The sequence below is a fragment of the Pseudomonas sp. S2_F07 genome, assembly GCF_054668325.1.
In genome coordinates this window covers 2044869-2070454 of the sequence record NZ_CP162758.1, presented here as the reverse complement: position 1 = coordinate 2070454, position 25586 = coordinate 2044869, and the positions used below count along the sequence as shown (strand labels likewise).

Annotated in this window: 12 protein-coding genes; 5 read left to right on the top strand and 7 right to left on the bottom strand. The window is 62.8% G+C overall.

Annotated features, from left to right (window positions below):
* Positions 1-2: 2 nt before the first annotated feature.
* From atuC to AB4O40_RS09085, 3 genes are read right to left on the bottom strand one after another with little or no spacing between them, the layout of a single operon-like run.
* Positions 3-1619 (bottom strand): geranyl-CoA carboxylase subunit beta, encoded by a 1617-nt coding sequence (atuC, locus tag AB4O40_RS09095; RefSeq protein WP_223541683.1) that lies wholly within the window; start codon positions 1617-1619, stop codon positions 3-5.
* A 3-nt stretch (positions 1620-1622) separates the two neighbouring features.
* The gene (locus AB4O40_RS09090) at positions 1623-2492 is read right to left on the bottom strand and encodes an SDR family oxidoreductase (RefSeq protein ID WP_056727067.1); all 870 of its coding nucleotides are present in this window, start codon (positions 2490-2492) and stop codon (positions 1623-1625) included.
* A gap of 12 nt (positions 2493-2504) precedes the next feature.
* Positions 2505-4307 carry an acyclic terpene utilization AtuA family protein gene (locus AB4O40_RS09085; protein ID WP_460054881.1) on the bottom strand — a complete coding sequence of 601 codons (1803 nt, stop codon included), beginning with the start codon at positions 4305-4307 and terminating at the stop codon, positions 2505-2507.
* A gap of 178 nt (positions 4308-4485) precedes the next feature.
* On the opposite strand from AB4O40_RS09085, the gene AB4O40_RS09080 reads away from it, so the two are divergent.
* The 3 genes from AB4O40_RS09080 to AB4O40_RS09070 all read left to right on the top strand — a co-directional run bounded on the left by AB4O40_RS09080 (position 4486) and on the right by AB4O40_RS09070 (position 7112).
* Positions 4486-5112: a TetR/AcrR family transcriptional regulator gene (locus tag AB4O40_RS09080; protein ID WP_223541681.1), complete on the top strand. Its 627-nt coding sequence runs from the start codon at positions 4486-4488 to the stop codon at positions 5110-5112.
* A 92-nt stretch (positions 5113-5204) separates the two neighbouring features.
* Positions 5205-6023, top strand: a complete 819-nt coding sequence (locus AB4O40_RS09075; protein WP_223541680.1) for a substrate-binding periplasmic protein — start codon at positions 5205-5207, stop codon at positions 6021-6023.
* A gap of 75 nt (positions 6024-6098) precedes the next feature.
* Entirely contained in the window at positions 6099-7112 is a 1014-nt protein-coding gene (locus AB4O40_RS09070; protein WP_056727063.1) for a GNAT family N-acetyltransferase, read from the top strand.
* 75 nt (positions 7113-7187) lie between these two features.
* Here the strand turns inward: AB4O40_RS09070 and AB4O40_RS09065 are convergent, their stop codons facing one another.
* Positions 7188-7736 carry an RNA polymerase factor sigma-70 gene (locus AB4O40_RS09065; RefSeq protein ID WP_056727062.1) on the bottom strand — a complete coding sequence of 183 codons (549 nt, stop codon included), beginning with the start codon at positions 7734-7736 and terminating at the stop codon, positions 7188-7190.
* Between the two features lie 376 nt (positions 7737-8112).
* Here AB4O40_RS09065 and AB4O40_RS09060 point away from each other — a divergent pair, with 376 nt between their 5' ends.
* Positions 8113-21111: a non-ribosomal peptide synthetase gene (locus tag AB4O40_RS09060; RefSeq protein ID WP_460054885.1), complete on the top strand. Its 12999-nt coding sequence runs from the start codon at positions 8113-8115 to the stop codon at positions 21109-21111.
* A gap of 203 nt (positions 21112-21314) precedes the next feature.
* Positions 21315-22133 carry an alpha/beta fold hydrolase gene (locus AB4O40_RS09055; RefSeq protein ID WP_460054888.1) on the top strand — a complete coding sequence of 273 codons (819 nt, stop codon included), beginning with the start codon at positions 21315-21317 and terminating at the stop codon, positions 22131-22133.
* A 58-nt stretch (positions 22134-22191) separates the two neighbouring features.
* Here AB4O40_RS09055 and dsbG read toward each other — a convergent pair whose 3' ends face one another.
* Genes dsbG through dsbD form a run of 3 tightly spaced genes read right to left on the bottom strand, consistent with a single transcriptional unit; the run spans position 22192 to position 25531 of the window.
* Positions 22192-22959, bottom strand: a complete 768-nt coding sequence (gene dsbG / locus AB4O40_RS09050) for a thiol:disulfide interchange protein DsbG (RefSeq protein ID WP_056727059.1) — start codon at positions 22957-22959, stop codon at positions 22192-22194.
* Positions 22935-23789, bottom strand: coding sequence for a TlpA disulfide reductase family protein (locus AB4O40_RS09045; protein ID WP_223541677.1), 855 nt, complete (start codon positions 23787-23789; stop codon positions 22935-22937). Before AB4O40_RS09045 ends, dsbG begins: the two co-directional genes overlap by 25 nt.
* Positions 23789-25531: a protein-disulfide reductase DsbD gene (dsbD, locus tag AB4O40_RS09040; RefSeq protein ID WP_409079366.1), complete on the bottom strand. Its 1743-nt coding sequence runs from the start codon at positions 25529-25531 to the stop codon at positions 23789-23791. The genes AB4O40_RS09045 and dsbD overlap by 1 nt, the downstream gene beginning before the upstream one ends.
* Between the last annotated feature and the right edge of the window lie 55 nt (positions 25532-25586).

The window sequence follows — 25586 nt, the reverse complement described above, 5'->3', positions numbered from 1 at the left end:
GCTTAGAACCGCGCCACACCAAAGCTGTTGGTTTGCAGAGGCCGCACTTCGGCCTCGTGACAGATATCCAGCAGATAACCCAGCAAGGTCCGGGTATCGCGCGGGTCGATCAAACCGTCGTCCCACAGGTTGGCGCTGCCGTAGAGCGCCGTGGACTGGCTGTCGAGTTTCTGCGCGGTCACCTGTTCGAGCATGTCGAGCATTTTCGGGTCGGGCACCAGGCCGTCCTTGGCCTGTTTGGCCTCGGTGACGATGCGCAGCACCTTGCCCGCTTGCGCGCCGCCCATCACGGCGGTGCGGCTGTTGGGCCAGGCGAAGATGAAGCGCGGGTCGAGGCCGCGTCCGCACATCGCATAGTTGCCCGCGCCGTAGGAACCACCGACGACGATGGTCAGCTTTGGCACCCGGGCGTTGGCCACCGCCTGAATCATCTTCGCACCGTGTTTGATCACGCCTTGCTGCTCCGATTCGGTGCCGACCATGAACCCGGTGGTGTTGTGGAAAAACAGCAGCGGTGTCTGGCTCTGGTCGCACAGCTGGATGAACTGCGCGGCCTTGCTCGCGCCTTTTGGCGTGATCGGGCCGTTGTTGCCGATGAAGCCACAGGCGCGGCCCTGAATTTTCAGATGACCGCACACAGTCTGCTGATCGAACTCGCCCTTGAATTCAAGAAAGTTCGAAGCGTCGGCGAGACGGGCGATGATTTCGCGCACGTCGTAGGGTTTTTTCGAGTCATCCGGGATCAGGCCCAGCAACTCGTCGATGGGGTAGAGCGGCTCCTCCCAGCGACGTTCGGGGAGTGGGGGCAGTTGTTCGTTCCACGGCAGCAAGCTGACGATCTCGCGTACCTGGCGCACGCCGTCGGCGTCGTTTTCAGCCAGGTATTCGGCGGTGCCGGCGGTTTGTGCGTGCATCTCGGCACCGCCCAGTTCTTCATCGGTGGCGACTTCGCCGGTGGCGGCCTTGAGCAGTGGGGGACCTGCGAGAAACAGCTTGGCCTTGCCGCGTACCACCACCACGTAATCCGACAGCCCCGGCTGATAGGCGCCGCCCGCCGTGGCCGAGCCATGCACCACGGTGACTTGCGGCAAGCCCATGGCCGACATCCGCGCCTGATTGGCAAAGCTGCGCGCGCCTTCGACGAAAATCTCCGCCGCGTAATTGAGATTGGCGCCGCCACTTTCGGCGAGGGTGATCACCGGCAGTTTGTTTTCCATGGCGATCTGTTGCAGGCGCAGGGATTTCTTCAAGCCGCTGGGGGAGATGGTCCCGCCCCTGATCGCGCTGTTGTTGGCGACTACCAACACACGTACGCCGGACACATAGCCGATACCGCCGATCAAGCCGCCACCGGCGCAGCTGCCGTCCTTGTCGTCATGCAGCTTGTAGCCGGCCAGGCTCGCCAGCTCAAGAAACGGCGCGCCGGGATCCAGCAGCAGATTGAGGCGCTCGCGAGGCAGCAACTGGCCGCGCTTTTCGAACTTCGGCCTGGCTTCGGCCGCCTTGTTCAGCAGGTTCTGTTCGAGCACGCGAACTTGCTCGATGGCGCTCAGCATCGCCGCACGGTTCTGGGCGAACGGCTCGCTATGGGGATCGAGTAACGACTGAATCACCGGCATGGGTTATTCCTTGTCCTTCAACACGTCTGGTATGTAGGCGCGGTGGAAACCGTTGTACGACTCGCTGTTGGTCGCCTTGTGGATCGGCCAGGCGCGGCCGCCGAGGCTGGCGGCGCCATCGATGCGCAAGGTGCTGCCGCTGACAAACGCCGCTGCCGGGCTGAGCAGGAAAACAATCGCCGCGCTGACTTCCGATTCGGTGCCGATGCGCTTGAGCGGCACATGTTCGCGCAAGGTCGGGATCACGGCCTTGAAGGCGCCTTCGTAGGTGTCCATGCCGCTGGAGGCAATCCACCCCGGCGCCACGGCGTTGACCCGCACCCCGGCATGACCCCATTCGTACGCGGCAGTCTTGGTCAGGTTATCCATGCCCGAACGTGCCGCACCGGAGTGGCCCATACCTGGCATGCCACCCCACATGTCGGCGAGCATGTTGACGATGGCGCCGCCGTGCTTGCTCATGGACTGGTTGAACACTTCCCGGGCCATCAGGAAACCGCCTACCAGATTGGTGCGCATCACGGTTTCGAAACCCTTCTGATTGATCGAGGCCAAGGGCGACGGGTACTGCCCGCCTGCATTGTTGACCAGGCCATGAATGGGGCCATGCTTGCGGATCAATTCGCTGACCAGGTGCTCTACCGATTCTTCCTCGCGGATATCGCAAACCGCCCAATCGGCCTTGCCACCGTCGTCGGCGATCTCCGCCGCAACGGTTTTCAGTTTGTCGGCCTTGCGCCCGACCAGCAGCACATGGGCGCCGAGGGCCGCCAGTTCGTGGGCGGTGCAGCGGCCGATGCCACTGCCACCACCGGTGACGATGATGTTTTGGCCGGCAAACAAATCGGCTTTGAAAATCGAATCGTAGGCCATGGCGGCAATCCTCTAGTTGAACTGGTCGGCGATGCGCTGCGGCACCGGGATCTGGATTTCCAGCAGTTGCTGGGCGAAGGCCTTGCCTTGCGGATCGATGCGCAGGCTGGCGACACCGCCACCGCCGAGGGCGTTTTCCAGCAGGAAATTCAGGCTGTGGCTGGCCGGCAAGTACCAGCGTTCGACCCGCCCGTGGATGGGGTCGAGGAGGTGGCCCATCCAGTCGACGATCACTTCCGGGGTCAAGGCCTCGGCAATCCATGGCAGGAATTCCGGCTCGCGGGCCATGACGCCGATATTGCTGTGGTTACCCTTGTCGCCCGAGCGTGCAACCGCCAGTTTGACCAGGGCCACGCTGGCGTCGGCCAGGCCAAGCGGTTTCGGCGGCGCGAGCGGGGCTGGCAGGTTCAGCGGGTCGAGCACATCGAGGGCGGGCAGGGCACACGGGTGGCGCTGGCCCATGAAATCAATGTCCAGCGTGCAGGCGGTTTTGTCGATCAGGAACGAGAACAGCCGGATCAGCGGATACACCGTCGGCCGGCCACCGACAATGCCGGTCAGCCCCGGCGCCATGCCGGTGGCGGCCTGGGCGATTTCCCCGGAGAACACGATCAATGCCTGCTTGTCCGGATGACGCACCGCGAGTTTGATCACCACTTCGCGGCTGTCATGGCGCTGGCCGTGGGGGCCGTAGGTGGCCTCGCTGCCCAGCAACTCGATACTCACGTCGCTGTAAGGCGCCCAGCCGCGCTGGCGGAACATTTCCGAGGTCTTGTTGATGATCGCATCACCGACCCGTCGCGCCTTGTCGACGGCATCGATGCCGGCGATCAGGCAACTGGCGGTGCAGCGGAAACCATCGGGGTACGTGGCGCTGACCTTGTATTGAGCGGTCGGCGGCAGGCCTTTGGCGCCGTGCACCTGCACCGCGTTCCTGCCCTGTTGCAGCAGTTTGACCTGAGTGAAATCGCACACCACGTCGGGCAGCAGGTATGCGCGAGGGTCACCGATTTCATACAGCATCTGTTCGCCCACCGTCAGCGGCGTGACCAGCCCACCGGTGCCTTCGGGTTTGCTGACGATGAACTGGCTGTCGGCGCTGACTTCGACGATGGGAAAACCGATGTGTTCGTAGTCGGGCACGGCGCGCCAGTCGGTGAAGTTGCCGCCCGTGCACTGGGCGCCGCATTCGATGATGTGCCCGGCCAGTGCCGCCTGGGCGAGCTTGTCGTAGTCATGCCACGACCAGCCGAACTCATGCACCAGCGCGGCGCTGACCACCGCACTGTCGACCACGCGCCCGGTGATCACGATGTCCGCCCCCAGGCGCAGGGCTTCGACAATGCCGGGTGCGCCGAGGTAGGCATTGGTCGAGACGCACATCGATGGCAGGGGCGCGCCGCTGAACATTTCACGAATGCCCAGGTTGCCCAGCTGTTTGAATTGCGGCTGCAGATCGTCACCCAGCAGCACGGCGATCTTCAGCGCCACCCCGGCCTTGTCGCAGGCCGCTTGCAGGGCGGCGGCGCAGGCTTGGGGGTTGACCCCGCCGGCATTGCTGATGACCCGGATGTTCTGCTGCGCGAGCTGCCCCAGCAAGGGCGCGAGCACTTCGATGAAGTCGCCCGCATAGCCGGCCTGGGGATCTTTCATTCGCGCGCCGGCCATGATCGACAGGGTGATTTCGGCCAGGTAATCGAAGACCAGATAGTCCAGATGCCCGTGTTCGACCTGTTGCGCGGCAGCGGTCGAGGTATCGCCCCAGAAGGCGCTGGCGCAACCGATGCGAATTGTTTTAGGCGCAGTCCATTCCATAGCCACCTCCAACCGAAGTGCGTCGACATTACCAAGCAAGCGCTTGGTTTGTAAATGACTTGATTTTCTTCTGCCCAAGCGCTTGCTTGGTTGCATCCATGCGCTTAAATTGCCCGCGCAACCCCACTGTTTTCGGGGGGATCGGCGTTATTGATTGAACGACTGTAGGAGAGAACGGGTGGACGAGCAAAAAGCCCTGAGGGTGATGCGCCAATTGGTCGACGACGGCCAACTGACCGACCCGGACAGCGCCCGTGGCAAGCTGCTGCAAGTGGCGGCCCACCTGTTTCGCAATAAAGGCTATGAACGCACGACCGTGCGCGACCTGGCCGGCGCCGTGGGCATTCAGTCCGGGAGTATTTTCCATCACTTCAAGAGCAAGGACGAAATCCTGCGCGCCGTGATGGAGGAGACCATTCTCTACAACACCGCGTTGATGCGTGCGGCCATCGCCGAGGCCGGCAGTGTGCGCGAGCAGGTGCTTGCGCTGATTCGCTGTGAGTTGCAGTCGATCATGGGCGGCAGCGGTGAGGCCATGGCCGTGCTGGTCTACGAATGGCGCTCGCTGTCCGAAGAGGGCCAGGCCAAGGTCCTGGCGCTGCGGGACATCTACGAAGACATCTGGCTGCAAGTGCTGGGTGAAGCCAAGTCCGCGGGGTTTATCCGTGGCGATGTGTTTATCACCCGCCGCTTCCTGACCGGTGCATTGTCCTGGACCACCACCTGGTTTCGTGCCGGCGGCAGCATGAGTCTCGATCAGTTGGCCGATGAAGCGCTGATTCTGGTGCTGGAAGACCGGCAATAAGCTTGTATTGGCCAGCATTAAACTGGCTAACTTGTCGAAACCGCCTAGCTTGAATGCATGGGTACCGTTTTATTGGGGAGTGGGGCGTTTTGATGGGTTCGCCAATTCGGTCAGCCTCGCGGCTTTTGCTGGCGATGCTTACGGCGTCAACGATGATACCGTCCCAGGCTGCGCAACTGGTGCGCATAGGTGCCGCGCACTTTCCGCCCTATACCGTGCGCCCGGAATCCGGGGCCGATACCGGGTTGCTGCCGCAACTGGTCGAGGCCCTGAATGCATCGCAAACTGACTACCAGTTTGTCCTGGTGCCCACCTCCATTCCTCGGCGCTTCGGTGATTTCAAGCAGGGCCGGGTCGACATGGCCATTTTCGAAAATCCCGCCTGGGGTTGGGAAGAGATCCCCCACACGGCCGTCGACATGGGGCTGGAGGACGCTGAGATTTTTGTTGCGCAACGCCTGCCCGATCGACAGCAAAGCTATTTTGCCGACCTGAAAGGCAAGCGCCTGGCACTGTTCAGCGGCTATCACTACGAGTTCGCCAACTTCAATGCCGACCCTCTGTACCTCGCGAAAAACTACAACGCCACGCTGACTTATTCCCATGACAGCAATCTGCTGATGGTTTTACGCGACCGGGCCGACATTGCCCTGGTCACACGTTCGTACCTGAGCGACTACTTCCTGCGCAATGAAAAAGTCGCCGGCAGTTTGCTGGCGTCCCAGCGCGTCGACCAGGTCTATCACCATTACGCCATTCTGCGTCCGACCGCACCCATCAGCGGCGAGGCATTCGGCAAGTTGTTGCAAGGCTTGCGGGACAACGGCCAGATGTTGAAGATTTTCGAGCCGTACAAGATTGCGCTGGTGCCGGTCCAGCGCAATACACCGGCGCCCCAAGTTGCCAATTGACGGTTTTTGGCTAAATTTCCCGCCCTGGCTCACGTCACTTCGTTGAACTGTCGACGATTATCGTGAGCCCGCCCCATGCCCAATCTCAATGACCTGACTGCCCTGTGTCTGCCGACGGGCAGTCGTCTTGCCGCTGATGAAACCGATTGCCGCCTGAGCCTCAGCCTGGAAGGGCAACCGTTGCCCGCCTTGCGGCTCAGTCGTGGCCGGGAGTTGAACGTGCAACTGGAGGAGCGCTTCAGTCGCCCTGAAGGGCAGGCATTGTGGACTGCCTGTTACTGGCTGTTCGCTCGTGACCCTGACTGTCAGCGTCTGACCTGGCAACTGCAAGAGGTGCCGGACGAAGCCGTGTCCAGCGGTCTGCTGATTCCGACTCCCGTCAGCGGCCAGTATCACTGCGAGCGCACCGTGTTCTGGCAGTTGCCGCCGCCGTGGCTGGGGCATTCCCTGACCGGCAGCTACCCGCAGCAGATGCTCATCACCGACGGCAAGCGCCACCCACGGCGGCCGGTCAAGCCCCGGGGTGAAGTGTATCAACGCTTCGATGCGCGGCTGGGTGCCCGGGTTTCCCTGCGCACGCTGGACATCGAGCAAGACCTGGCACGCTTCAACCGCTGGCAGAACAGTCCGCGAGTCGCGAGTTTCTGGCAGGAGGAGGGCAGCCTCGACCAGCATCGCCAATACCTGAGCAAACTCGTAGCCGACCCGCACACGCTGACGCTGATCGGTTGTTTCGACGACCAGCCCTTCGCTTATTTCGAAGTCTACTGGGCCAAGGAAGATCGCATCGCACCCTTCTATGAGGCCGGCGATTACGACCGTGGCATTCACATGCTGGTGGGCGAAGAAAATCACCGCGGCCCGCACAAGGTGGCGAGTTGGTTATCGGCGCTGGTGCATTACCTGTTTCTCGATGATCCGCGCACCCGGCGCGTGGTGGCCGAGCCCCGTGCCGATAACGCGAAGATGATCGGGTACATGCAGGAGCAGCGCTTTCACTGTGAGAAAGAGTTCGACTTCCCGCACAAGCGCGCGGCCTTGATGGTGTTGGGGCGGGAGCGGTTTTTTGATCGGTGCAGACTGGCTTGAAGCCTGAGACTCAAGATTCGTTGTGGTCTTGAGTCTCAGGCTTGCTCGCGAAGGGCGCGATGCAGATCCTGGATCTTATTGGCGAGCAGCTATATCACCCCGGTTGCCCGACACCTTGCGGCAATGCACCAACGCATCACGGATCATGAAGTTCACCAGGGTTGGCGAGACGCCGAGTTCCTTGGCGATGTCCTTTTGCGGTACGCCGTGCAGGCGATACATCTCGAAGGCGTAGCGGGTGCGGCTCGGCAACTCGGTCAACGCATCGGCAATGTGCTCCAGGGTCGAGAAATTGATGTGCGACGTTTCCGGGGACGCGCCCTGGATCACCACATTCAGCCCTTCCTCTTCAGGACCGGAATACTTCTGCTCCAGCGCCTGCTTGCGGTAATGGTCGATCGCCAGGTTGCGCACGATCTGGAACAGGTAGCTGAGCTGGGCCTTGATCGAACTGGTGATGGGCGGGGCCGATTGCAGCCGGAAGAAAGCATCCTGCACAACATCTTCGGCACGTGAGCGGCAACCGGTAATTCGGGCTGCAATCTTCACCAGGATCAGTCGATTGTCGACGAATGCCTGAAGTAGCGGTGTATCGCACCTGCTTGTGGATACTGGTTCCATCATGGAAATCACCCTGCTGCCAAAAGGTTAGTGGGACGGGGAAAAAAACCGGGGGGCCGTCCTACACATCGAGCGACAAATTAGGCTTAATGATAATTATTGTCAAATGAGAAAAAGAACTAATGCGCTGTAAGAGTGCAGAGTGAGAACTGCGACACGCTGACTCACTTGCGTCCACTTTGCGTTCCAGCCTGGCGACTAATTATTTCCAGACGTCATCCGTTCTCATTGGTGAATGGAACCGGGCAGCAGCCCCGGTCACAACCGCATTGCCAATGCCTTGCGCGGTCGGCGAAGACCGCGTCCTGCGCGCCCTCGATCAGGGTGCGACGTCAGAAAACCGATTCCAATTGCAAGCCGAATTCAGGCAGGAAACCTCATGAGCGACGCGTTCGAACTCCCCAGCACAATGGTCCAAGCCCTTCAGCGCCGCGCGGCCCTGACGCCGGATCGGGTGGCCCTGCGCTTTCTCGCCGAAACCCAGGACCAGGCGGTGCTGCTCAGCTATCGCGAACTGGACCTGCGGGCGCGGACGATTGCCGGCGCGTTGCAGACCCAAACGGATGTCGGCGACCGCGCGGTGTTGCTGTTCCCCAGCGGCCCGGATTACGTCGCGGCGTTCTTCGGTTGCCTGTACGCCGGGGTGATCGCGGTGCCGGCTTATCCGCCGGAGTCGACGCGCCGTCATCATCAGGAGCGCCTGCTGTCGATCATCAGCGATGCCCAGCCACGCTTGCTGCTGACCAGCGCCGGACTGCGCGAAGGGTTGCAGCAGATCGAAGGGGCGCCGCCGCTGCTGTGTGTCGATACCCTCGACGGTGCACTGGCCGAGCGCTGGGTCGCGGTGGACCTGCAGGCCGATCACATCGCCTTCCTGCAATACACCTCCGGCTCCACCGCGCTGCCCAAAGGCGTGCAAGTCAGCCACGGCAATCTGGTGGCCAACGAATTGCTGATTCGCCACGGTTTCGGCATTGACCTGAACCCCGACGATGTCATCGTCAGCTGGCTACCGCTGTACCACGACATGGGCCTGATCGGCGGCCTGCTGCAGCCGATTTTCAGCGGCGTGCCCTGTGTGTTGATGTCCCCGGCGTATTTCCTCGGCCGGCCGTTGCGCTGGCTGGAGGCGATCAGCGAATACGGCGGCACCATCAGCGGCGGGCCGGATTTTGCCTATCGCTTGTGCAGCGAACGGGTCAGCGAGTCAGCCCTGGAGCGGCTCGACCTGAGTGGCTGGCGCGTGGCGTATTCCGGTTCCGAACCGATTCGCCTCGACACCCTGGAACGCTTCGCCGGGAAGTTCGCCACCTGCGGTTTCACCGCGGACAGCTTCATGGCCTCCTATGGTCTGGCCGAAGCCACCTTGTTCGTGGCCGGCACCGCGCGCGGTAAAGGCATTGGCAACCTGCGGGTGGACGATCAGGCCCTGGCGCAGAACCGAGTCGAAGCGGGCGAGGGTAGCGCGATCATGAGTTGCGGTATCAGCCAACCGGCGCACGCGGTGCTGATCATCGATCCGGCCTCCCTCGGCGAACAGGCCGACAACGTCGTCGGCGAAGTCTGGGCCAGCGGGCCGAGCATCGCCTCAGGCTACTGGCGCAACCCCGAGGCGTCGGCCAAGACCTTCGTCCGGCACGCCGGCCAGACCTGGTTGCGCACCGGGGACCTGGGTTTCCTGCGCAATGGCGAGCTGTTCATCACCGGGCGCCTGAAGGACATGCTGATCGTGCGCGGGCACAACCTGTACCCGCAGGACATCGAGCAGACCGTCGAGCGCGAAGTGGAAGTGGTGCGCAAAGGCCGGGTTGCCGCCTTTGCCGTTACGGTTGATGGTCAGGAAGGTATCGGCATCGCCGCCGAAATCAGCCGCAGCGTGCAGAAAATCCAGCCACCGGAATCCTTGATCAAAGCCATTCGCCAAGCCGTCGCCGAGGCGTATCAGCAATCGCCGAGCGTGGTGGTGCTGCTCAATCCGGGCGCGCTGCCCAAGACCTCCAGCGGCAAATTGCAGCGCTCGGCGTGTCGCAATCGCCTGGCGGACGGCAGTCTCGACAGCTACGCGATGTTCCCGTCGGCCGCCACACAAAGTGCAGGCCGGATCGAGTCGGGCTCCGAGCTGCAAAGCCTGATCGGCCAGATCTGGTGTGAGCAGTTGCAAGTGACGCAGGTGGGCGCCGATGATCATTTCTTCCTGCTCGGCGGCAACTCCATAGCGGCGACGCAAGTGGTGGCGCGCCTGCGTGAAGAGCTCGGTCTGGAGTTGAACCTGCGTCTGCTGTTCGAAGCGCCGACCCTCGGCGCATTCGCCGATGTCGTGGCCCGTCTGCAACAGGACGGTGGCCTGGCCCAGGGCTCGATCACGGCGCTGTCGCGCCAGCAACCGATGCCGCAATCGCTGGCACAAAACCGCCTGTGGATCACCTGGCAACTCGACCCGCAAAGCAGCGCCTATAACATTCCCGGTGCCTTGCGCCTGCGCGGCGAACTGGATGAGGACGCCTTGCGCGCCAGTTTCCAGCAGTTGATCGAGCGCCACGAATCCCTGCGCACGCGATTCTTCGAGCGCGACGGGGTGGCGCTGCAACAGGTCGTTGCGGCGGCCGGGTTCAACCTGCAACTGATCGATATCAGCGACCTGCCGACCGCCGAGCGTGAGGCCCGGGCGCAGCAGATCCGGGAGGACGAAGCGCGAACCCAATTCGATCTGGAGAAAGGCCCGTTGCTGTGGGTGACGCTGGTTCGCCTCGACGACGAAGACCATCAGTTGCTGGTGACGATGCACCACATCATCGCTGACGGCTGGTCGCTGAACGTGCTGATCGACGAGTTCTCGCGCCTGTATGCGGCCGCCTCCCAGGGCCAGCAAGCGGAGCTGGCGCCGTTGCCGACGCAGTACGCCGATTACGGCAGTTGGCAGCGGCAATGGCTGGCGCAAGGGGAAGGCGAGCGTCAACTGGCCTACTGGAAGGACCGCTTGGGTGATAAGCATCCAACCCTGAGCCTGGCCACCGACCATCCACGCGCTGCCCAACAACTGCACAGCGCCGCTCGCCACACCGTGCGTCTGGGCGCTCCCCTGAGCGATGGGATTCGCCAGACCGCCCAGGCCCATGAATCGACCGCCTTCATGCTGTTGCTGGCTGCGTTCCAGACCTTGTTGCACCGCTACAGCGGCCAGGGTGATATCCGTATCGGCGTGCCCAATGCCAACCGTCCGCGCCTGGAAACCCAGGGCCTGATCGGTTTCTTCATCAATACCCAGGTGCTGCGTGCCGAGGTGGACTCGCGCCTGCCATTCGTTGAGCTGCTGGCGCAGACCCGTCAGGTGGCGTTGGGTGCGCAGGCGCATCAGGACCTGCCGTTCGAGCAACTGCTGGAAGCCTTCCCGCAAGCCCGTGAACAAGGTCTGTTCCAGGTCATGTTCAACCATCAGCAACGGGACCTCGGCGCATTGAAGCGCTTGCCGGGGTTGTTGGCCGAAGAGTTGCCCTGGCATAGCCGCGAAGCCAAGTTCGATTTGCAGTTGCACAGTGAAGAAGACCGCAACGGTCGCCTGACCCTGTCCTTCGACTACGCCAGCGAATTGTTCGAGGCCGCCACCATCGAGCGCCTGGCCGAGCATTTCAGCAACCTGCTGCGCGCTGTCTGCGATCAAACGGACACCGCCATCGGTGACCTGCCGCTGTTGACCGCTGCCGAGCACCATCAGCAATCGGACTGGGCCAGCGCACCCTGCGCAGCGGCCAGCCAATGGCTGCCGGAGTGGCTCACTGAGCAGGCGCGCCAGACCCCGCAGCGCATCGCGCTGGTGTGGGACGGTGGCCAGATGGACTTCGTCGAACTGCACACCCGGGCCAACCGTCTGGCCCATTACCTGCGCGACAAAGGCGTTGGCCCGGACGTTTGCGTGGCCATCGCCTGCGAACGTTCGCCGCAACTGCTGATCGGCCTGCTGGCGATCCTCAAGGCCGGTGGCGCCTACGTGCCGCTGGACCCGGAGTACCCGGCCGAACGCCTGGCCTACATGCTCAGCGACAGCGGTGTTGAATTGCTGCTGACGCAAACCCGATTGCTTGAGTGCCTGCCAGCGACTGACGGCGTCAGCGTGATCGCCATGGACACCCTGCACCTGGACGGCTGGCCGAGCCATGCGCCGGGGTTGCACCTGCACGGCGACAACCTTGTCTATGTGATTTACACCTCCGGCTCCACGGGCCAGCCCAAAGGCGTCGGCAACACCCACGCCGCGCTGGCCGAGCGCCTGCAATGGATGCAGGACACTTACCGCCTGAACGAAACCGATGTGCTGATGCAAAAGGCGCCGATCAGTTTCGATGTTTCGGTGTGGGAGTGCTTCTGGCCGCTGATCACTGGCGCACGTTTGCTGATCGCCGGTCCCGGCGAACACCGCGATCCGCACCGCATCGCGCAGCTGGTGCAAGCGTACGGCGTGACCACATTGCACTTCGTGCCGCCGCTGCTTTCGCTGTTCATCGAGGAACCGTTGAGCGCTGAATGCACCAGCCTGCGCCGGGTGTTCTCCGGGGGCGAGGCCTTGCCGGCGGAGCTGCGCAACCGGGTGCTGGCGCAACTGCCGGCGGTGCAACTGCACAACCGCTACGGACCGACTGAAACCGCAATCAACGTCACCCACTGGCAATGCTCCAGCGCCGATGGCGAACGCTCGCCGATTGGCCGGCCGCTGGGCAATGTGATTTGCCGCGTGCTCGACAGTGATCTCAATCCCGTTCCGGTCGGTGTGCCGGGTGAGTTGTGCATCAGCGGCGTTGGCCTGGCCCGTGGTTACCTCGGTCGCCCGGCGTTGACCGCCGAACGCTTCGTGGTCGATCCGTTGGGCGAGCCGGGCGCGCGCCTGTATCGCACTGGCGACCGGGCGCGCTGGACGGCGGATGGCGTGATCGAATACCTCGGCCGTCTCGATCAGCAGGTCAAGTTGCGCGGGTTCCGCGTCGAGCCGGAGGAAATCCAGGCGCGCCTGCTGGCCCAGGACGGCGTTGCGCAAGCCGTGGTGCTGGTGCGCGACACCGTGGCCGGGGCGCAGTTGATTGGTTACTACACCGCAGCGAACCATGCCGGGGAGGAAGCCGGGCAAACCGCCCGCCTGAAAAGCGCTTTGGCCGCCGAACTGCCCGAATACATGGTCCCGGCACAATTGATGCGCCTGGAACAAATGCCCCTCGGCCCGAGCGGCAAACTCGATCGCCGTGCCTTGCCGGAACCGCAGTGGCAGGTTCGCGAACACGTCGAGCCAGTGACTGAACTGGAGCAACACGTCGCCGGAATCTGGCGCGAAGTGCTGGGCCTGGCGCAAGTCGGTTTGCGCGATGATTTTTTTGCCCTCGGCGGCCACTCGCTGCTGGCCACGCAAATCATCTCCCGCACCCGCCAGGCCTGCGATGTCGAGTTGCCGCTGCGGGCACTGTTCGAACACAGCGAACTCGGTGCATTTGCCGAACAGGTTCGCCTGATCCAGGTCAGTGGCAGCACCAACAAGCAGCCGCCCATTGAAAAAGTCGACCGCAGCCAACCGGTGCCGCTGTCCTATTCCCAGCAGCGCATGTGGTTCCTCTGGCAGATGGAGCCGGACAGCCCGGCCTACAACGTCGGGGGCATGGCGCGGTTGCGTGGCGTGCTCGACGTAGCGCGTTTCGAGGCGGCGCTGCAAGCCCTGATCCTGCGTCACGAAACCCTGCGCACCACGTTCCCGAGCATCGACGGCGTCGCCCGCCAGCAAGTACACGGGCAAACCGGCGTGCGCATGGATTGGAAGGATTTCACCGCGCTGGATGACGAAGTCCGCGAGTGGCAGGTCCAGCAACTGGCCGACGATGAAGCGCACCAGCCATTCGATCTGGAAACCGGACCGCTGCTGCGCGCCTGTCTGGTCAAGACTGCCGAACAGGAACACTACTTCGTTCTGACCCTGCACCACATCGTCACCGAAGGCTGGGCAATGGACATTTTTGCCCGGGAACTGAGCGCGCTGTACGAAGCGTTCGTCGATGATCGTGAATCACCGCTGGCGTCATTGCCGGTGCAGTACCTGGATTACAGCGTGTGGCAGCGTCAGTGGCTGGAGTCCGGCGAGCGTCAGCGCCAGCTCGATTACTGGAGCGCGCAACTGGGCCGCGAACACCCATTGTTGGAGTTGCCGACCGACCGTCCGCGTCCGTCGGTGCAAAGCCATCAGGGTGAGTTGTATCGCTTTGACCTCAGTGATGAGCTCGCGGCACGGGTTCGCGCCTTCAACGGGCAAAACGGCCTGACCCTGTTCATGACCATGACCGCCGCCCTGGCCACGCTGCTGTACCGCTACAGCGGCCAGACCGACCTGCGTATCGGCGCGCCGGTGGCCAACCGCATTCGACCGGAGAGCGAAGGGCTGATCGGCGCATTCCTCAACACCCAGGTGCTGCGCTGCCAGCTCGACGGGCAGATGTCTGTCGGCGAGTTGTTCGAGCTGGTGCGCCACACGGTGATCGAAGGCCAGTCCCATCAGGACCTGCCGTTCGATCATCTGGTGGAAGCCTTGCAACCACCCCGAAGCGCGGCCTACAACCCGTTGTTCCAGGTGATGTGCAACGTGCAGCGCTGGGAGTTCCAGCAAAGCCGCACCCTGGCCGGCATGACGGTCGAGTACCTGGCCAACGATGCCCGCGCGACCAAGTTCGACCTCAACCTGGAAGTCTCCGACCTCGACCATCGCCTGGGTTGCTGCCTGACCTACAGCACCGATCTGTTCGACGAAGCGCGTATCGCGCAAATGGCCCGGCATTGGCGCAATCTTCTGCAAGCACTGATTGCCGATCCGCAGCAGCGCTTGAGTGAGTTGCCGCTGCTGGCCAGTGGCGAACAACAACACCTGCTCGACAGCCTTGGCGTCGAGCCGGGCGAACATCGGCTGGATCAGTGCATCCATCACCTGTTCGCCGAGCAAGCCTTGACGCGCAAAGACGCTCCGGCCCTGACCTTTGCCGGGCAGACCCTGAGCTACGCCGAACTCGACAGCCGCGCCAACCGCCTCGCGTGGATGCTGCGTGAACGCGGTGTCGGTCCGCAGGTGCGCGTGGGCCTGGCACTGGAGCGCTCGCTGGAAATGGTTGTCGGCCTGCTGGCGATCCTCAAGGCTGGCGGCGCCTATGTGCCGCTGGATCCGGAGTACCCGCTGGACCGCTTGCACTACATGATCGAAGACAGCGGCATCGGTTTGCTGCTCAGCGATGCGGCGATGTTCAAGGCTTTGGGCGAATTGCCGGCGACCGTCGGCCGCTGGTGCCTTGAAGAAGACGCGGCGGCACTGGTCAGTTACCCGGCCACCGAGCTGCCGCTGATCAGCCTGGCGCAGCATCAGGCGTACCTGATCTACACCTCGGGCTCGACCGGCAAGCCGAAAGGCGTGGTGGTGTCCCACGGCGAAATCGCCATGCATTGCCGCGCGGTGATCGAGCGCTTCGCCATGCGCGCCGATGACTGCGAACTGCACTTCTATTCGATCAACTTCGACGCTGCCACGGAGCGTTTGCTGGTGCCGTTGCTCAGCGGTGCGCAAGTGGTGCTGCGGGCTCAAGGGCAGTGGGACGCGGAAGAAATCTGCGGCCTGATCCGTCGTCATCACATCAATGTCCTCGGTTTCACGCCGAGCTACGGCAGCCAGTTGGCGCAATGGCTGGCAACGCAAAATGAAACCCTGCCGGTGCGCATGATCATCACCGGCGGCGAAGCGTTGACCGGTGAACACCTGGCACGCATTCGCGCAGCCTTCCAGCCGAGCCAGTTCTTCAACGCCTACGGCCCGACCGAAACCGTGGTCATGCCGCTGGCCGGTCTCGCCCCTGAAGTACTGGAAGAGGGCGCCGCAAGTGTACCGATCGGCAGCGTGATCGGCGATCGCGTGGCCTACATTCTCGACGCCGACCTGGCGTTGGTGCCGCAAGGCGCGACGGGCGAGTTGTACGTCGGTGGCGCGGGCCTGGCCCAGGGTTATCACCAGCGTCCGGGCATGACCGCGGAGCGCTTTGTCGCCGATCCGTTTGCTGCCTGCGGCGGGCGTATCTACCGCACCGGCGACCTGGTGCGCCAGCGCGTCGATGGCCTGGTGGAATACCTCGGTCGCATCGACCATCAAGTGAAGATTCGCGGCTTCCGCATCGAGCTCGGTGAAATCGAAACCTGTCTGCTGGAGCACGAATCGATCCGTGAAGCGGTGGTGCTGGCGCTCGATGCACCGAGCGGCAAGCAACTGGTCGGCTATCTGGTGACTGACGTCGCCGAACAGAGCGAAGCACAGCAATCGGTCTTGCGCGAGGCCCTCAAGGCGCATCTGAAATCGCAACTGCCAGACTACATGGTGCCCACGCACCTGATCCTGCTGGGCAGCATGCCGCTGACCGCCAACGGCAAACTCGACCGCCGCGCTCTCCCGGCGCCGGACCCGGAGCTGAATCGCCATCACTACGTAGCGCCGAGCAACGAGCTTGAAGTGAGCCTCGCGCAGATCTGGTGCGAAGTGCTGAACGTCGGACAGGTCGGCCTCAACGACAACTTCTTCGAGTTGGGCGGTGACTCGATCCTGTCGATCCAGGTGGTCAGCCGGGCACGGCAGCAGGGCATTCACTTCAGCCCTCGCGACCTGTTCCAGCACCAGACCGTGCAGACCCTCGCCGCCGTGGCCAGCCGCACCGAGCAGGTCAGCGCCGAGCAGGGTTTGATCATGGGTGATTCGCGTCTGACGCCGATCCAGCACTGGTTTTTCGACACCGATATCCCGCAGCGCCAGCACTGGAACCAGGCGTTGTTGCTGCAACCGACCGCACCTCTGGAGCCCCATCGACTGGAGCAAGCACTGCTGGCGGTGATCGAGCAGCACGACGCCTTGCGCCTGCGTTTCAGCAAGGTCGCCGGCCAATGGCAGGCCACGCACCAGTCGATGTTCGAAGCGCCGGTGTTGTGGCAGGTGCGCGTTTCGTCCATGGACAAATGCGCAGCCTTGTTCGCCGATGCCCAGCGCAGCCTCGATCTTGAAGAAGGGCCGTTGCTGCGTGTGTTGCTGGTCGATGGTCCCGACGGTCAGCAACGGCTGTTTATCGCGATTCACCATTTGCTGATCGATGGCGTTTCATGGCGCGTGCTACTGGACGATCTGCAAACCGTGTATCGCCAACTGCACGCGCAGCAGTCGGTGAAACTGCCTGCGAAAACCAGCGCCTTCAAAGACTGGGCCGCTCGCTTGCAGGCCTACGCCGGCAGCGATTCCTTGCGCGAGGAACTGGATTGGTGGCAGGCACACCTGGCCGGACCAATTGCCGATCTGCCCTGCGATCACCCCGAGGGCGGGCGGCAGAACCGGCATGGGCAAAGCGTCAGCGTGCGTCTCGACAGCGAGCGTACCCGGCAGTTGCTGCAACAGGCACCGAGTGCCTATCGCACCCAGGTCAACGACTTGCTGCTGACCGCATTGGCCCGCGTGCTGTGCCGCTGGAGCGGTCAGCCATCGGCGCTGATTCAACTGGAAGGCCACGGCCGCGAAGCGCTGTTCGACGACATCGACCTGACCCGCACCGTCGGCTGGTTCACCAGCGCTTATCCGCTGCGCCTGACCCCGTCGAACATCGAAGAAGCGGCCGGGCAGGGCGCGTCGATCAAGGCGATCAAGGAGCAACTGCGGGCCGTGCCGCACAAAGGCCTGGGCTATGGCGTGCTGCGCTATCTCGCCGATGACCGGAGTCGCCAGCGCATGGCCGGGTTGCCGGTGGCGCCGATCACCTTCAACTACCTCGGCCAGTTCGACCAGAGCTTCGGCGCGGACGCGCTGTTCCATCCACTGGATGAAGCCCTTGGCGCGGCCCACGATGGCAATGCCCCGCTACCCAACGAGCTGAGCGTCGACGGTCAGGTGTATGGCGGTGAACTGGTACTGCGCTGGACTTTCAGCGCAGAACGCTTCGATGGGCAAACCATCAACGAGTTGGCAGATGCCTACCTCGGTGAGTTGAGCAGCTTGATCGAGCATTGCCTGCGCGACGACGCGGGCGGCCTGACGCCGTCGGACTTCCCGCTGGCGAATCTCAGCCAGACGCAACTGGATGCGCTGCCGGTCCCGGCCGCCGCCATCGAAGACATCTACCCGCTGACCCCTATGCAGGAAGGCATGCTGCTGCACACCTTGCTGGAGCCGGGCACCGGCCTGTACTACATGCAGGACCGCTACCGCATCAACAGCGAGCTCGACCCGCAGCGTTTCGCCCAGGCCTGGCAAGCAGTGATCGCCCGCCACGAAGCCTTGCGCGCGTCCTTTTGCTGGAACGTCGGAGAAGACATGCTGCAAGTGATCCACAAACCGGGCGACACGCCGATCGAATACCTCGACTGGAGCGATCTCGCCGAAGCCGAGCAGGAGTCGAAACTGCAATCCCTGCTCAAGACCGAACGCGAGGCCGGGTTCGATCTGCTCAACCAGGCGCCGTTCCACTTGCGTTTGATCCGTGTGGGCGAGGCGCGCTACTGGTTCATGATGAGCAACCACCACATCCTCATCGATGCCTGGTGCCGTTCGCTGCTGATGAGCGATTTCTTCGAAATCTACAGCGCCCTCGGCGAAGGCCGGGAAGCGCAGTTGGCGATGCCGCCACGTTATCGCGACTACATCGGCTGGCTGCAGCACCAAAGCCTGGCTGAAGCACGGCAATGGTGGAAAACCAATCTGCAGGGGTTCGAACGGACCACGCCTATCCCGAGCGACCGGCCATTGCTGCGCGAACATGCCGGCGACAGCGGCGGCATGATCGTCGGCGACCGCTACACAAGGCTCGATGTCCGGGACGGCGTGCAATTGCGCGAACTGGCCCAGGCCCATCAGCTGACCATCAATACCTTCGCCCAGGCGGCGTGGGCACTGGTGCTGCGACGCTTGAGCGGGGATCGCGACGTGCTGTTCGGCGTCACCGTGGCCGGGCGTCCGGTGGACATGCCACAGATGCAGCGCACCGTCGGCCTGTTCATCAACAGCATCGCGCTGCGGGTGAAAATGCCCGAGGACGGCCAGCGTTGCAGTGTGCGCCAGTGGCTCAGCGGTCTGCTCGACCACAACATGCAACTGCGTGAATACGAATACCTGCCGCTGGTGAACATCCAGGAGCAAAGCGAACTGCCCAAGGGCCAGCCGCTGTTCGACAGCCTGTTCGTGTTCGAAAACGCCCCGGTTGAAGTCTCGGTGCTGGACCGTGCGCAGAGCCTCAACGCGACCTCGGATTCGGGGCGGACCCATACCAACTTCCCGCTCACGGCCGTGTGCTATCCGGGGGATGACCTGGGCTTGCACCTGTCCTACGACCAGCGCTACTTCGATGAGACCACGGTCGAGCGCATGCTCGGTGAGTTCAAGCGTCTGCTGCTGGCGTTGGTGGAAGGTTTCCATGGCGACATGGCTGACCTGCCGTTGCTGGGGGCCGAGGAGCAGGATTTCCTCATCCAGGGCTGCAACCAGAGCGAGCAGGATTACCCGCTGGAGCAGAGCTACGTTGCACTGTTTGAAACCCAGGTTGCCCGGAACCCGCAGCGGATTGCCGCCAGTTGCCTGGACCGCCAGTACAGTTATCTGGAGCTGAACCAGCGCAGCAACCGCCTCGGCCATGCATTGATCGCCGCCGGTGTCGGGCGCGATCAGTCAGTGGCCTTGCTTGCCGAACGCAGCCTCGATTTGCTGGGCATGATCATCGGCAGCTTCAAGGCGGGGGCGGGTTACCTGCCGCTGGACCCGGGTTTGCCGAGTCAGCGTCTGAACCGGATCATCGATCTGAGCCGCACGCCGTTGCTGGTGTGCACGCAAGCGTGTCGTGAGCAGGCGCAGGCCTTGCTTGAGGCGTTCGGCTGCTCCAGCCGGCCACGGCTGCTGGTCTGGGAGGAGGTCCAGACCCTGGCGGTGTCGGCGGACAATCCTGGCGTCTTCAGCGGCCCGGACAACCTCGCCTACGTGATCTACACCTCCGGTTCCACCGGTTTGCCCAAAGGCGTGATGGTCGAACAGTGCGGCATGCTCAACAACCAGTTGAGCAAGGTGCCGTACCTGAACCTGAGCGACGCCGACGTGATCGCGCAAACCGCGTCGCAAAGCTTCGATATTTCCGTGTGGCAGTTCCTCGCGGCGCCGTTGTTCGGCGCACGGGTGGACATCGTGCCGAACACCATCGCCCACGATCCCCAAGGTTTGCTCGCTCATGTGCAAAGCCAGGGCATCACCGTGCTGGAAAGCGTGCCTTCGCTGATCCAGGGCATGCTCGCCCAGGAACGCATGAGCCTCGACGGCTTGCGCTGGATGCTGCCGACGGGGGAAGCGATGCCGCCGGAACTGGCGCATCAATGGTTGCTGCGCTATCCGCAGATCGGCCTCGTGAATGCCTACGGCCCGGCGGAGTGCTCGGATGACGTGGCGTTCTTCCGGGTTGATTTGGCGTCGACTCGCGGCAGCTACCTGCCGATCGGTACGCCGACCGACAACAATAAGTTGTACCTGCTCGACGGAGCGCTGGAACTGGTGCCGCTGGGCGCGGTGGGTGAGCTGTGCGTGGCGGGGACCGGAGTCGGTCGCGGCTATGTCGGCGATCCGCTGCGCACCGCCCCGGTATTTGTGCCGAACCCGTTCGGCGCACCGGGTGAGCGCCTGTATCGCACCGGCGACCTGGCCCGCCGTCGCAGTGACGGCGTGCTGGAATACGTCGGCCGTGTCGATCATCAGGTGAAGATCCGTGGTTACCGTATCGAACTGGGTGAAATCGAGGCTCGCCTGCATGAACAAGCGGAAATTCGTGACGCAGCGGTCAGTGTGCAGGAAGGGGCGAACGGCAAGCATCTGGTGGGCTATCTGGTCGCGGCGGATGTTGCGTTCGATCCGGCTGAACGCCTGGAGCGCATCAAGCAACGCCTGCGTGCCGAATTGCCGGAATACATGGTGCCGCTGCACTGGCTGTGGCTGGACAAGCTGCCGCTCAACGCCAACGGCAAACTGGACCGCAAGGCTTTGCCTGCGCTGGAGATCGGCCAGCTGCAATGTCAGGATTACCAGGCACCACGCAATGAGCTGGAGCAGGCCCTGGCAGACATCTGGGCCGAGGTGTTGAAGGTCGAGAAGGTGGGCGTTCGCGACAACTTCTTCGAGTTGGGCGGGCATTCGCTGCTGGCCACGCAAATCGCCTCGCGGGTGCAGAAAACCCTGCAACAGGAGGTGCCGTTGCGGGCGATGTTCGAATGCAGCACGGTGGAAGAACTGGCCCGGTACATCGACGGGCTGGCGGCCAGCGAGCTCACCGGGGAGAAGGTGGATCGCTTGAATGATTTGATGGCGGAGCTGGAGGGGCTTTGATTCCCTGGCGTCTGTAATGGCCCCATCGCGAGCAAGCTCGCTCCCACAGTAGTTTGTGGTGATCACATCATCTGTGATCGGCATAAATCGCTATGGGGCGAGCTTGCCCGCGAAGGTGGCACAAACGCATACACTCCAGCGATTGACGAGGGATGGCCTGCCGCTCAGTCTTCCGGCTCCATTTTTACTCGCGGAAACAGTCGATGCCCTTCGTAACGATAGACGGACAGGCCCTTCACTACATCGATCAAGGCACCGGCCCGGCGGTTCTGCTGGCCGGTAGTTACCTGTGGGACCAGGCCATGTGGGCGCCGCAGATTGCTGCGCTCTCGCAGCAGTATCGTGTGATCGCCCTGGACCTGTGGGGGCACGGCCAATCCGGGCCGTTGCCTGTCGGTACGACGTCCCTGGATGACCTGGCGCGTCAGGCCCTGGTCCTGCTCGACCATCTGGACATCGAGCGGGTCACGCTGGTCGGCCTGTCGGTCGGCGGCATGTGGGGCGTGCGCCTGGCCTTATCGGCAGCGCACCGGCTCAATGGCCTGGTGTTGATGGACACCTACGCCGGCGCCGAACCGGAGCCGACTCGCCAGTATTACTTTTCACTGTTGAAGCAGATCGAAGAGGCGGGTGTCATCACGCCAGCGCTGCTGGATATCGTGGTGCCGATTTTCTTCCGGCCGGGTATTGATCCGCAGTCGGCACTCTACCGGGATTTTTATGCTTCCCTGGCGGCTCTACCTGCGGATCGCCTGCGTGAAAGCATCGTGCCGATGGGGCGGATTACGTTTGGGCGCGATGATCAGTTATCGCGTCTGGGCGAACTGGATGCGGCGAACACGCTGGTGATGTGCGGCGATCAGGACAAGCCTCGGCCACCGGGTGAAGCCCGTGATATGGCCGAGTTGATTGGCTGCCCGTGGGTGCTGGTGCCGGAGGCGGGGCATATTTCCAATCTGGAGAATCCGGACTTTGTCACCCAAGCGTTGCTGGAGTTTTTGGCTGAGCGCAATCCGGCGTAGGGTTTGCAAAAAAGATCGTCCGAACGCGGCCCGCGTTCGGACGATCTTTTGATCTTGCTTACTTCGGTCCGAGAATCTTCGCCAGTTTGTCCGGTGACGGCGCGCCTTGCTGCTGTTGCAGATTGCCCTTGTCGTCCATGTAGAAAATCGCCGGCGTCGCCTGCAACTCCAGTTCTTCCATCAATTGCATGTTGGCCGCGAACTTTGCCTGAATCGCCGGCGGCACTTCCTTCAAGGCCTTGAGCGAACTGTCCTTGCCGGAGGCTTCGTGGTCCTGCAGGGCTTTTTCCGGGTCCTTGGCTGCGAGCAGTGCGGCGGATTTCCCCGGGCTGTCTTCACGGATGATGCCCACCATGATGTGGCGCAACTGCACCTTGCCAGCCTTGACCCACGGCCGGGCCTGTTCCCAGAACATGTTGCAGTATGGGCAGTTCGGGTCACTGAACAGGTACACCACGCGCGGTGCATCCTTCTTGCCGTCGCCGATCCAGTTGCTGGTTTCGAACTTGGCCCAGACTTCCTTGGCCATCGGGGCATACACCAGTTTCTGCAATGGCGCGCTGCTCAGGTCATTGCCCTCGGCGTCATACAGGTTGCCCAGCAACACGTGTTTGCCATCCGGGGTCAGGTACAGCGCCATGCCGCGGTTCTGGTATTGCGCGGCATAACCGCGCAAGCCGTCGGGGGCGTCGAACTGGCCGACGATTTTCGCGCCCTTGGCCTCGATTTTCTTGATCGCATCGGGCAACTCTTCGGCCTGCACCGATGGCAGGTGCAACAGGGCAGCACCGAGGCTCAGGGTCAGCAGGTGGCGGAGGCGGGACATGGCAGTTTCCTTGAAGAGGTGACGGGTACGGTGTCGAAGTTTTCCAGCGCGCGGGCCAGGCTGGCTTCCGACAACTCGCCCAGATGGCTGCCCAGCAGGCGACCCTCGGGGTTGTAGAACAGCGTAGTCGGTAGCGCCATGGAACCGACGGCCTGGCTCAGGCGTCCGCTGCCGTCGAACAGCACGTTGGACAGGCTCAGGCCTTGGGTTTCCAGAAAGGTCGCGACGCTTTGCATGCTTTCCGCCTGATTGACGAACAGGAACGTCAGGTCCGGTCGTTGTTGCTGGGCGTTTTCCAGCACCGGCATTTCCCGGCGGCACGGCGGGCACCAGGTGGCCCAGAGATTGATCACCAACGGGCCGCCCTTGTAGTCGGCCAGTTGCACGGTTTCGCCGGCGGCGTTGCGCAGGGTGATTTCCGGCAGGCGTGTGCCTTGCTCGTAAATCGACAGGGAGAAGGTCGCCAACAGCCAGAACGCCAGGCCACTGGCCACGCCAAAGCCCAATGGACGGCGCAGACCCGGGCGACGCCAGCCGCGATACAGCGTGGCGAGCAACACCACGACCACCCCCGGCCAGGCGAGAAAACCGCCATCGCGCAGGTCGATGACCTGCCACGGATCATTGCGATAGTGCACCCAATAGGCCGCCACGAAACTGATTCGGGCCGCCAGCATGCCCAGCAGAAACAGGCTGAACAGCACCGACTCGGGGTTTTCACCACCGCGCCTGGCAACCCGCCAGCCGACAAAGGTGGCCAGCGCCAGCGCACTGATCAGCAGCAGGTGATTAAGCGCAATGGCAAAGGTGCCGAGGGTGAAGGTCAGCATTAACGGGCGTCTCGGGTGATGGTCCAGCGTTGCAGGAAAGTGTCGGCATCGACCTCGCCGGTGATGCGTTGGCTGCGCCGCTCTTCGCCGTCCGCGCCAATCCACAGCAGGCTCGGCGGCCCTGGCACTTTGTAGCGGCCGAGCAGTTCGCGGCTGGCGGCATTGTCGGCGGTGACGTCCAGTCGGAGCAAGCGCACATCGCTCAAGGCTTCGAGGACATGAGGTTTGCCGAAGACCTGCTTTTCCATGACTTTGCACGACACGCACCAGTCGGCGTAGTAGTCCAGCAGCACCCACTGGCCCTGAGCGTGTGCGGCGTCGAGTTCCCGTTGCAGTGCCTGCGGATCCTTGACGGTGGTGAAGGCATCGTGGCCAACCGGCACGGTGGCCACAGCCTGGTTCGAGGCGCGGTAGACCAGCAATGGCTTGAACGGATCATCACTGCCAGCGGCCGCACCGATCACCAATAGGCCACCCCATAAACCGAGCAGCAACGAACTGGCGCCAAACAGGTGCGCGATACGACCAAAACCTTCGGACTGTTTCCAGGCGCTGTAGGCCGCGATCAACAGCAGCGCACCGCACAATCCGACCCACAGGGATTCGTCCAGCACCGGGCGCAGCATCAGCAATGCAGTGGCGAGGAACAGGAAGCCGAAAATGCCTTTGACCAGGTTCATCCAGGCGCCGGGCTTGGGCATGAAGCGATTGCCGACGGTCACCAGCAGCAACAGCGGTACACCGATGCCGATGCCCATGGCGAACAGAATCAACCCGCCATGCAGCGCGTTACCGCTTTGCGCGATGTAGAGCAGGGCGCCGGCCAGTGGGGCGGTCATGCACGGTCCCACCAGCAGACCGGACAGCGCCCCTAGCACCCCGGCGCCGATCAGGTTGCCGCCGCGTTGATTGCGCGAGACGTTTTCCAGGCGATCACGCACGGCCACCGGCAGTTGCAGTTCGAAGAAGCCGAACATCGGCAGCGCCAGCAGTACGAATATCGCCGCGAAACTGCCCAGCAGCCAAGGGTTCTGCAACCAGGCTTGCAGGTTCGCCCCGAGAGAGGCGGCCAGTACACCCAGCGCCGCATACACTAGCGCCATGCTGATTACGTAACTGCTGGCCAGGGCGAATCCACGTCTGGGTGTGGCGCCGCTGCCAACGATCAATCCAGCCAGAATCGGCAGCATCGGTAATGAACAAGGCGTGAAGGCCAGCAACAGGCCCAGGCCGAAGAACAGCAAAAGGCTCCAGCCCAGCGCCCGTTGTTGCAAGCTGCTGGCTAGCGCCTGGTCCGGTGCTTCAGTGGCTGCATTCAGCGCATTGGTGTTGCCCAGGTCCACGACCCTGGTCTGTGGCGGATAACACAAGCCGGCATCGGCGCAGCCCTGGTAACTGACCTTGACCTGACCGCTGGCGCCAGCGGGAATCTTCAGCTCCAGGCCTTGGCGGTAGACTTGCTGTTCACCGAAAAACTCGTCGCTGTGCGCTTCACCTTCCGGCAGCGGGGGGTGCTGTTCGACAGGCAATCCGTCGAACTTCAAGCGTTTTTGGTACAGGTAATAGCCGTCGGTGATCTGCCAATAGAGCTGGGTTTCACCGGATTCCAGACGTTCAGAGGTATACGTGAAGGCTTTATCAACCGGGAGAAATTCAGGTTTGGTGTCGAACGGATTGGTTCCGGGCGCCGCTTGAACCAGGCAGGTAAATAGCCAGAGGAAAAAAACAAAAATACCGCGCATCGAAAAAGCCTTAAAAACTGCTATTGCCGAGCACGATGATGGCCGCCGATTAACC

Bases quoted from the DNA above. Each gene is read 5' to 3' on its own strand.
- AB4O40_RS09075 (WP_223541680.1), top strand. From the start codon at position 5,205: ATGGGTTCGCCAATTCGGTCAGCCTCGCGGCTTTTGCTGGCGATGCTT.
- AB4O40_RS09055 (WP_460054888.1), top strand. From the start codon at position 21,315: ATGCCCTTCGTAACGATAGACGGACAGGCCCTTCACTACATCGATCAA.
- AB4O40_RS09090 (WP_056727067.1), bottom strand. From the start codon at position 2,492: ATGGCCTACGATTCGATTTTCAAAGCCGATTTGTTTGCCGGCCAAAAC.
- AB4O40_RS09045 (WP_223541677.1), bottom strand. From the start codon at position 23,789: ATGCTGACCTTCACCCTCGGCACCTTTGCCATTGCGCTTAATCACCTG.
- dsbD (WP_409079366.1), bottom strand. From the start codon at position 25,531: ATGCGCGGTATTTTTGTTTTTTTCCTCTGGCTATTTACCTGCCTGGTT.
- AB4O40_RS09085 (WP_460054881.1), bottom strand. From the start codon at position 4,307: ATGGAATGGACTGCGCCTAAAACAATTCGCATCGGTTGCGCCAGCGCC.
- AB4O40_RS09065 (WP_056727062.1), bottom strand. From the start codon at position 7,736: ATGATGGAACCAGTATCCACAAGCAGGTGCGATACACCGCTACTTCAG.
- AB4O40_RS09070 (WP_056727063.1), top strand. From the start codon at position 6,099: ATGCCCAATCTCAATGACCTGACTGCCCTGTGTCTGCCGACGGGCAGT.
- atuC (WP_223541683.1), bottom strand. From the start codon at position 1,619: ATGCCGGTGATTCAGTCGTTACTCGATCCCCATAGCGAGCCGTTCGCC.
- AB4O40_RS09060 (WP_460054885.1), top strand. From the start codon at position 8,113: ATGAGCGACGCGTTCGAACTCCCCAGCACAATGGTCCAAGCCCTTCAG.
- dsbG (WP_056727059.1), bottom strand. From the start codon at position 22,959: ATGTCCCGCCTCCGCCACCTGCTGACCCTGAGCCTCGGTGCTGCCCTG.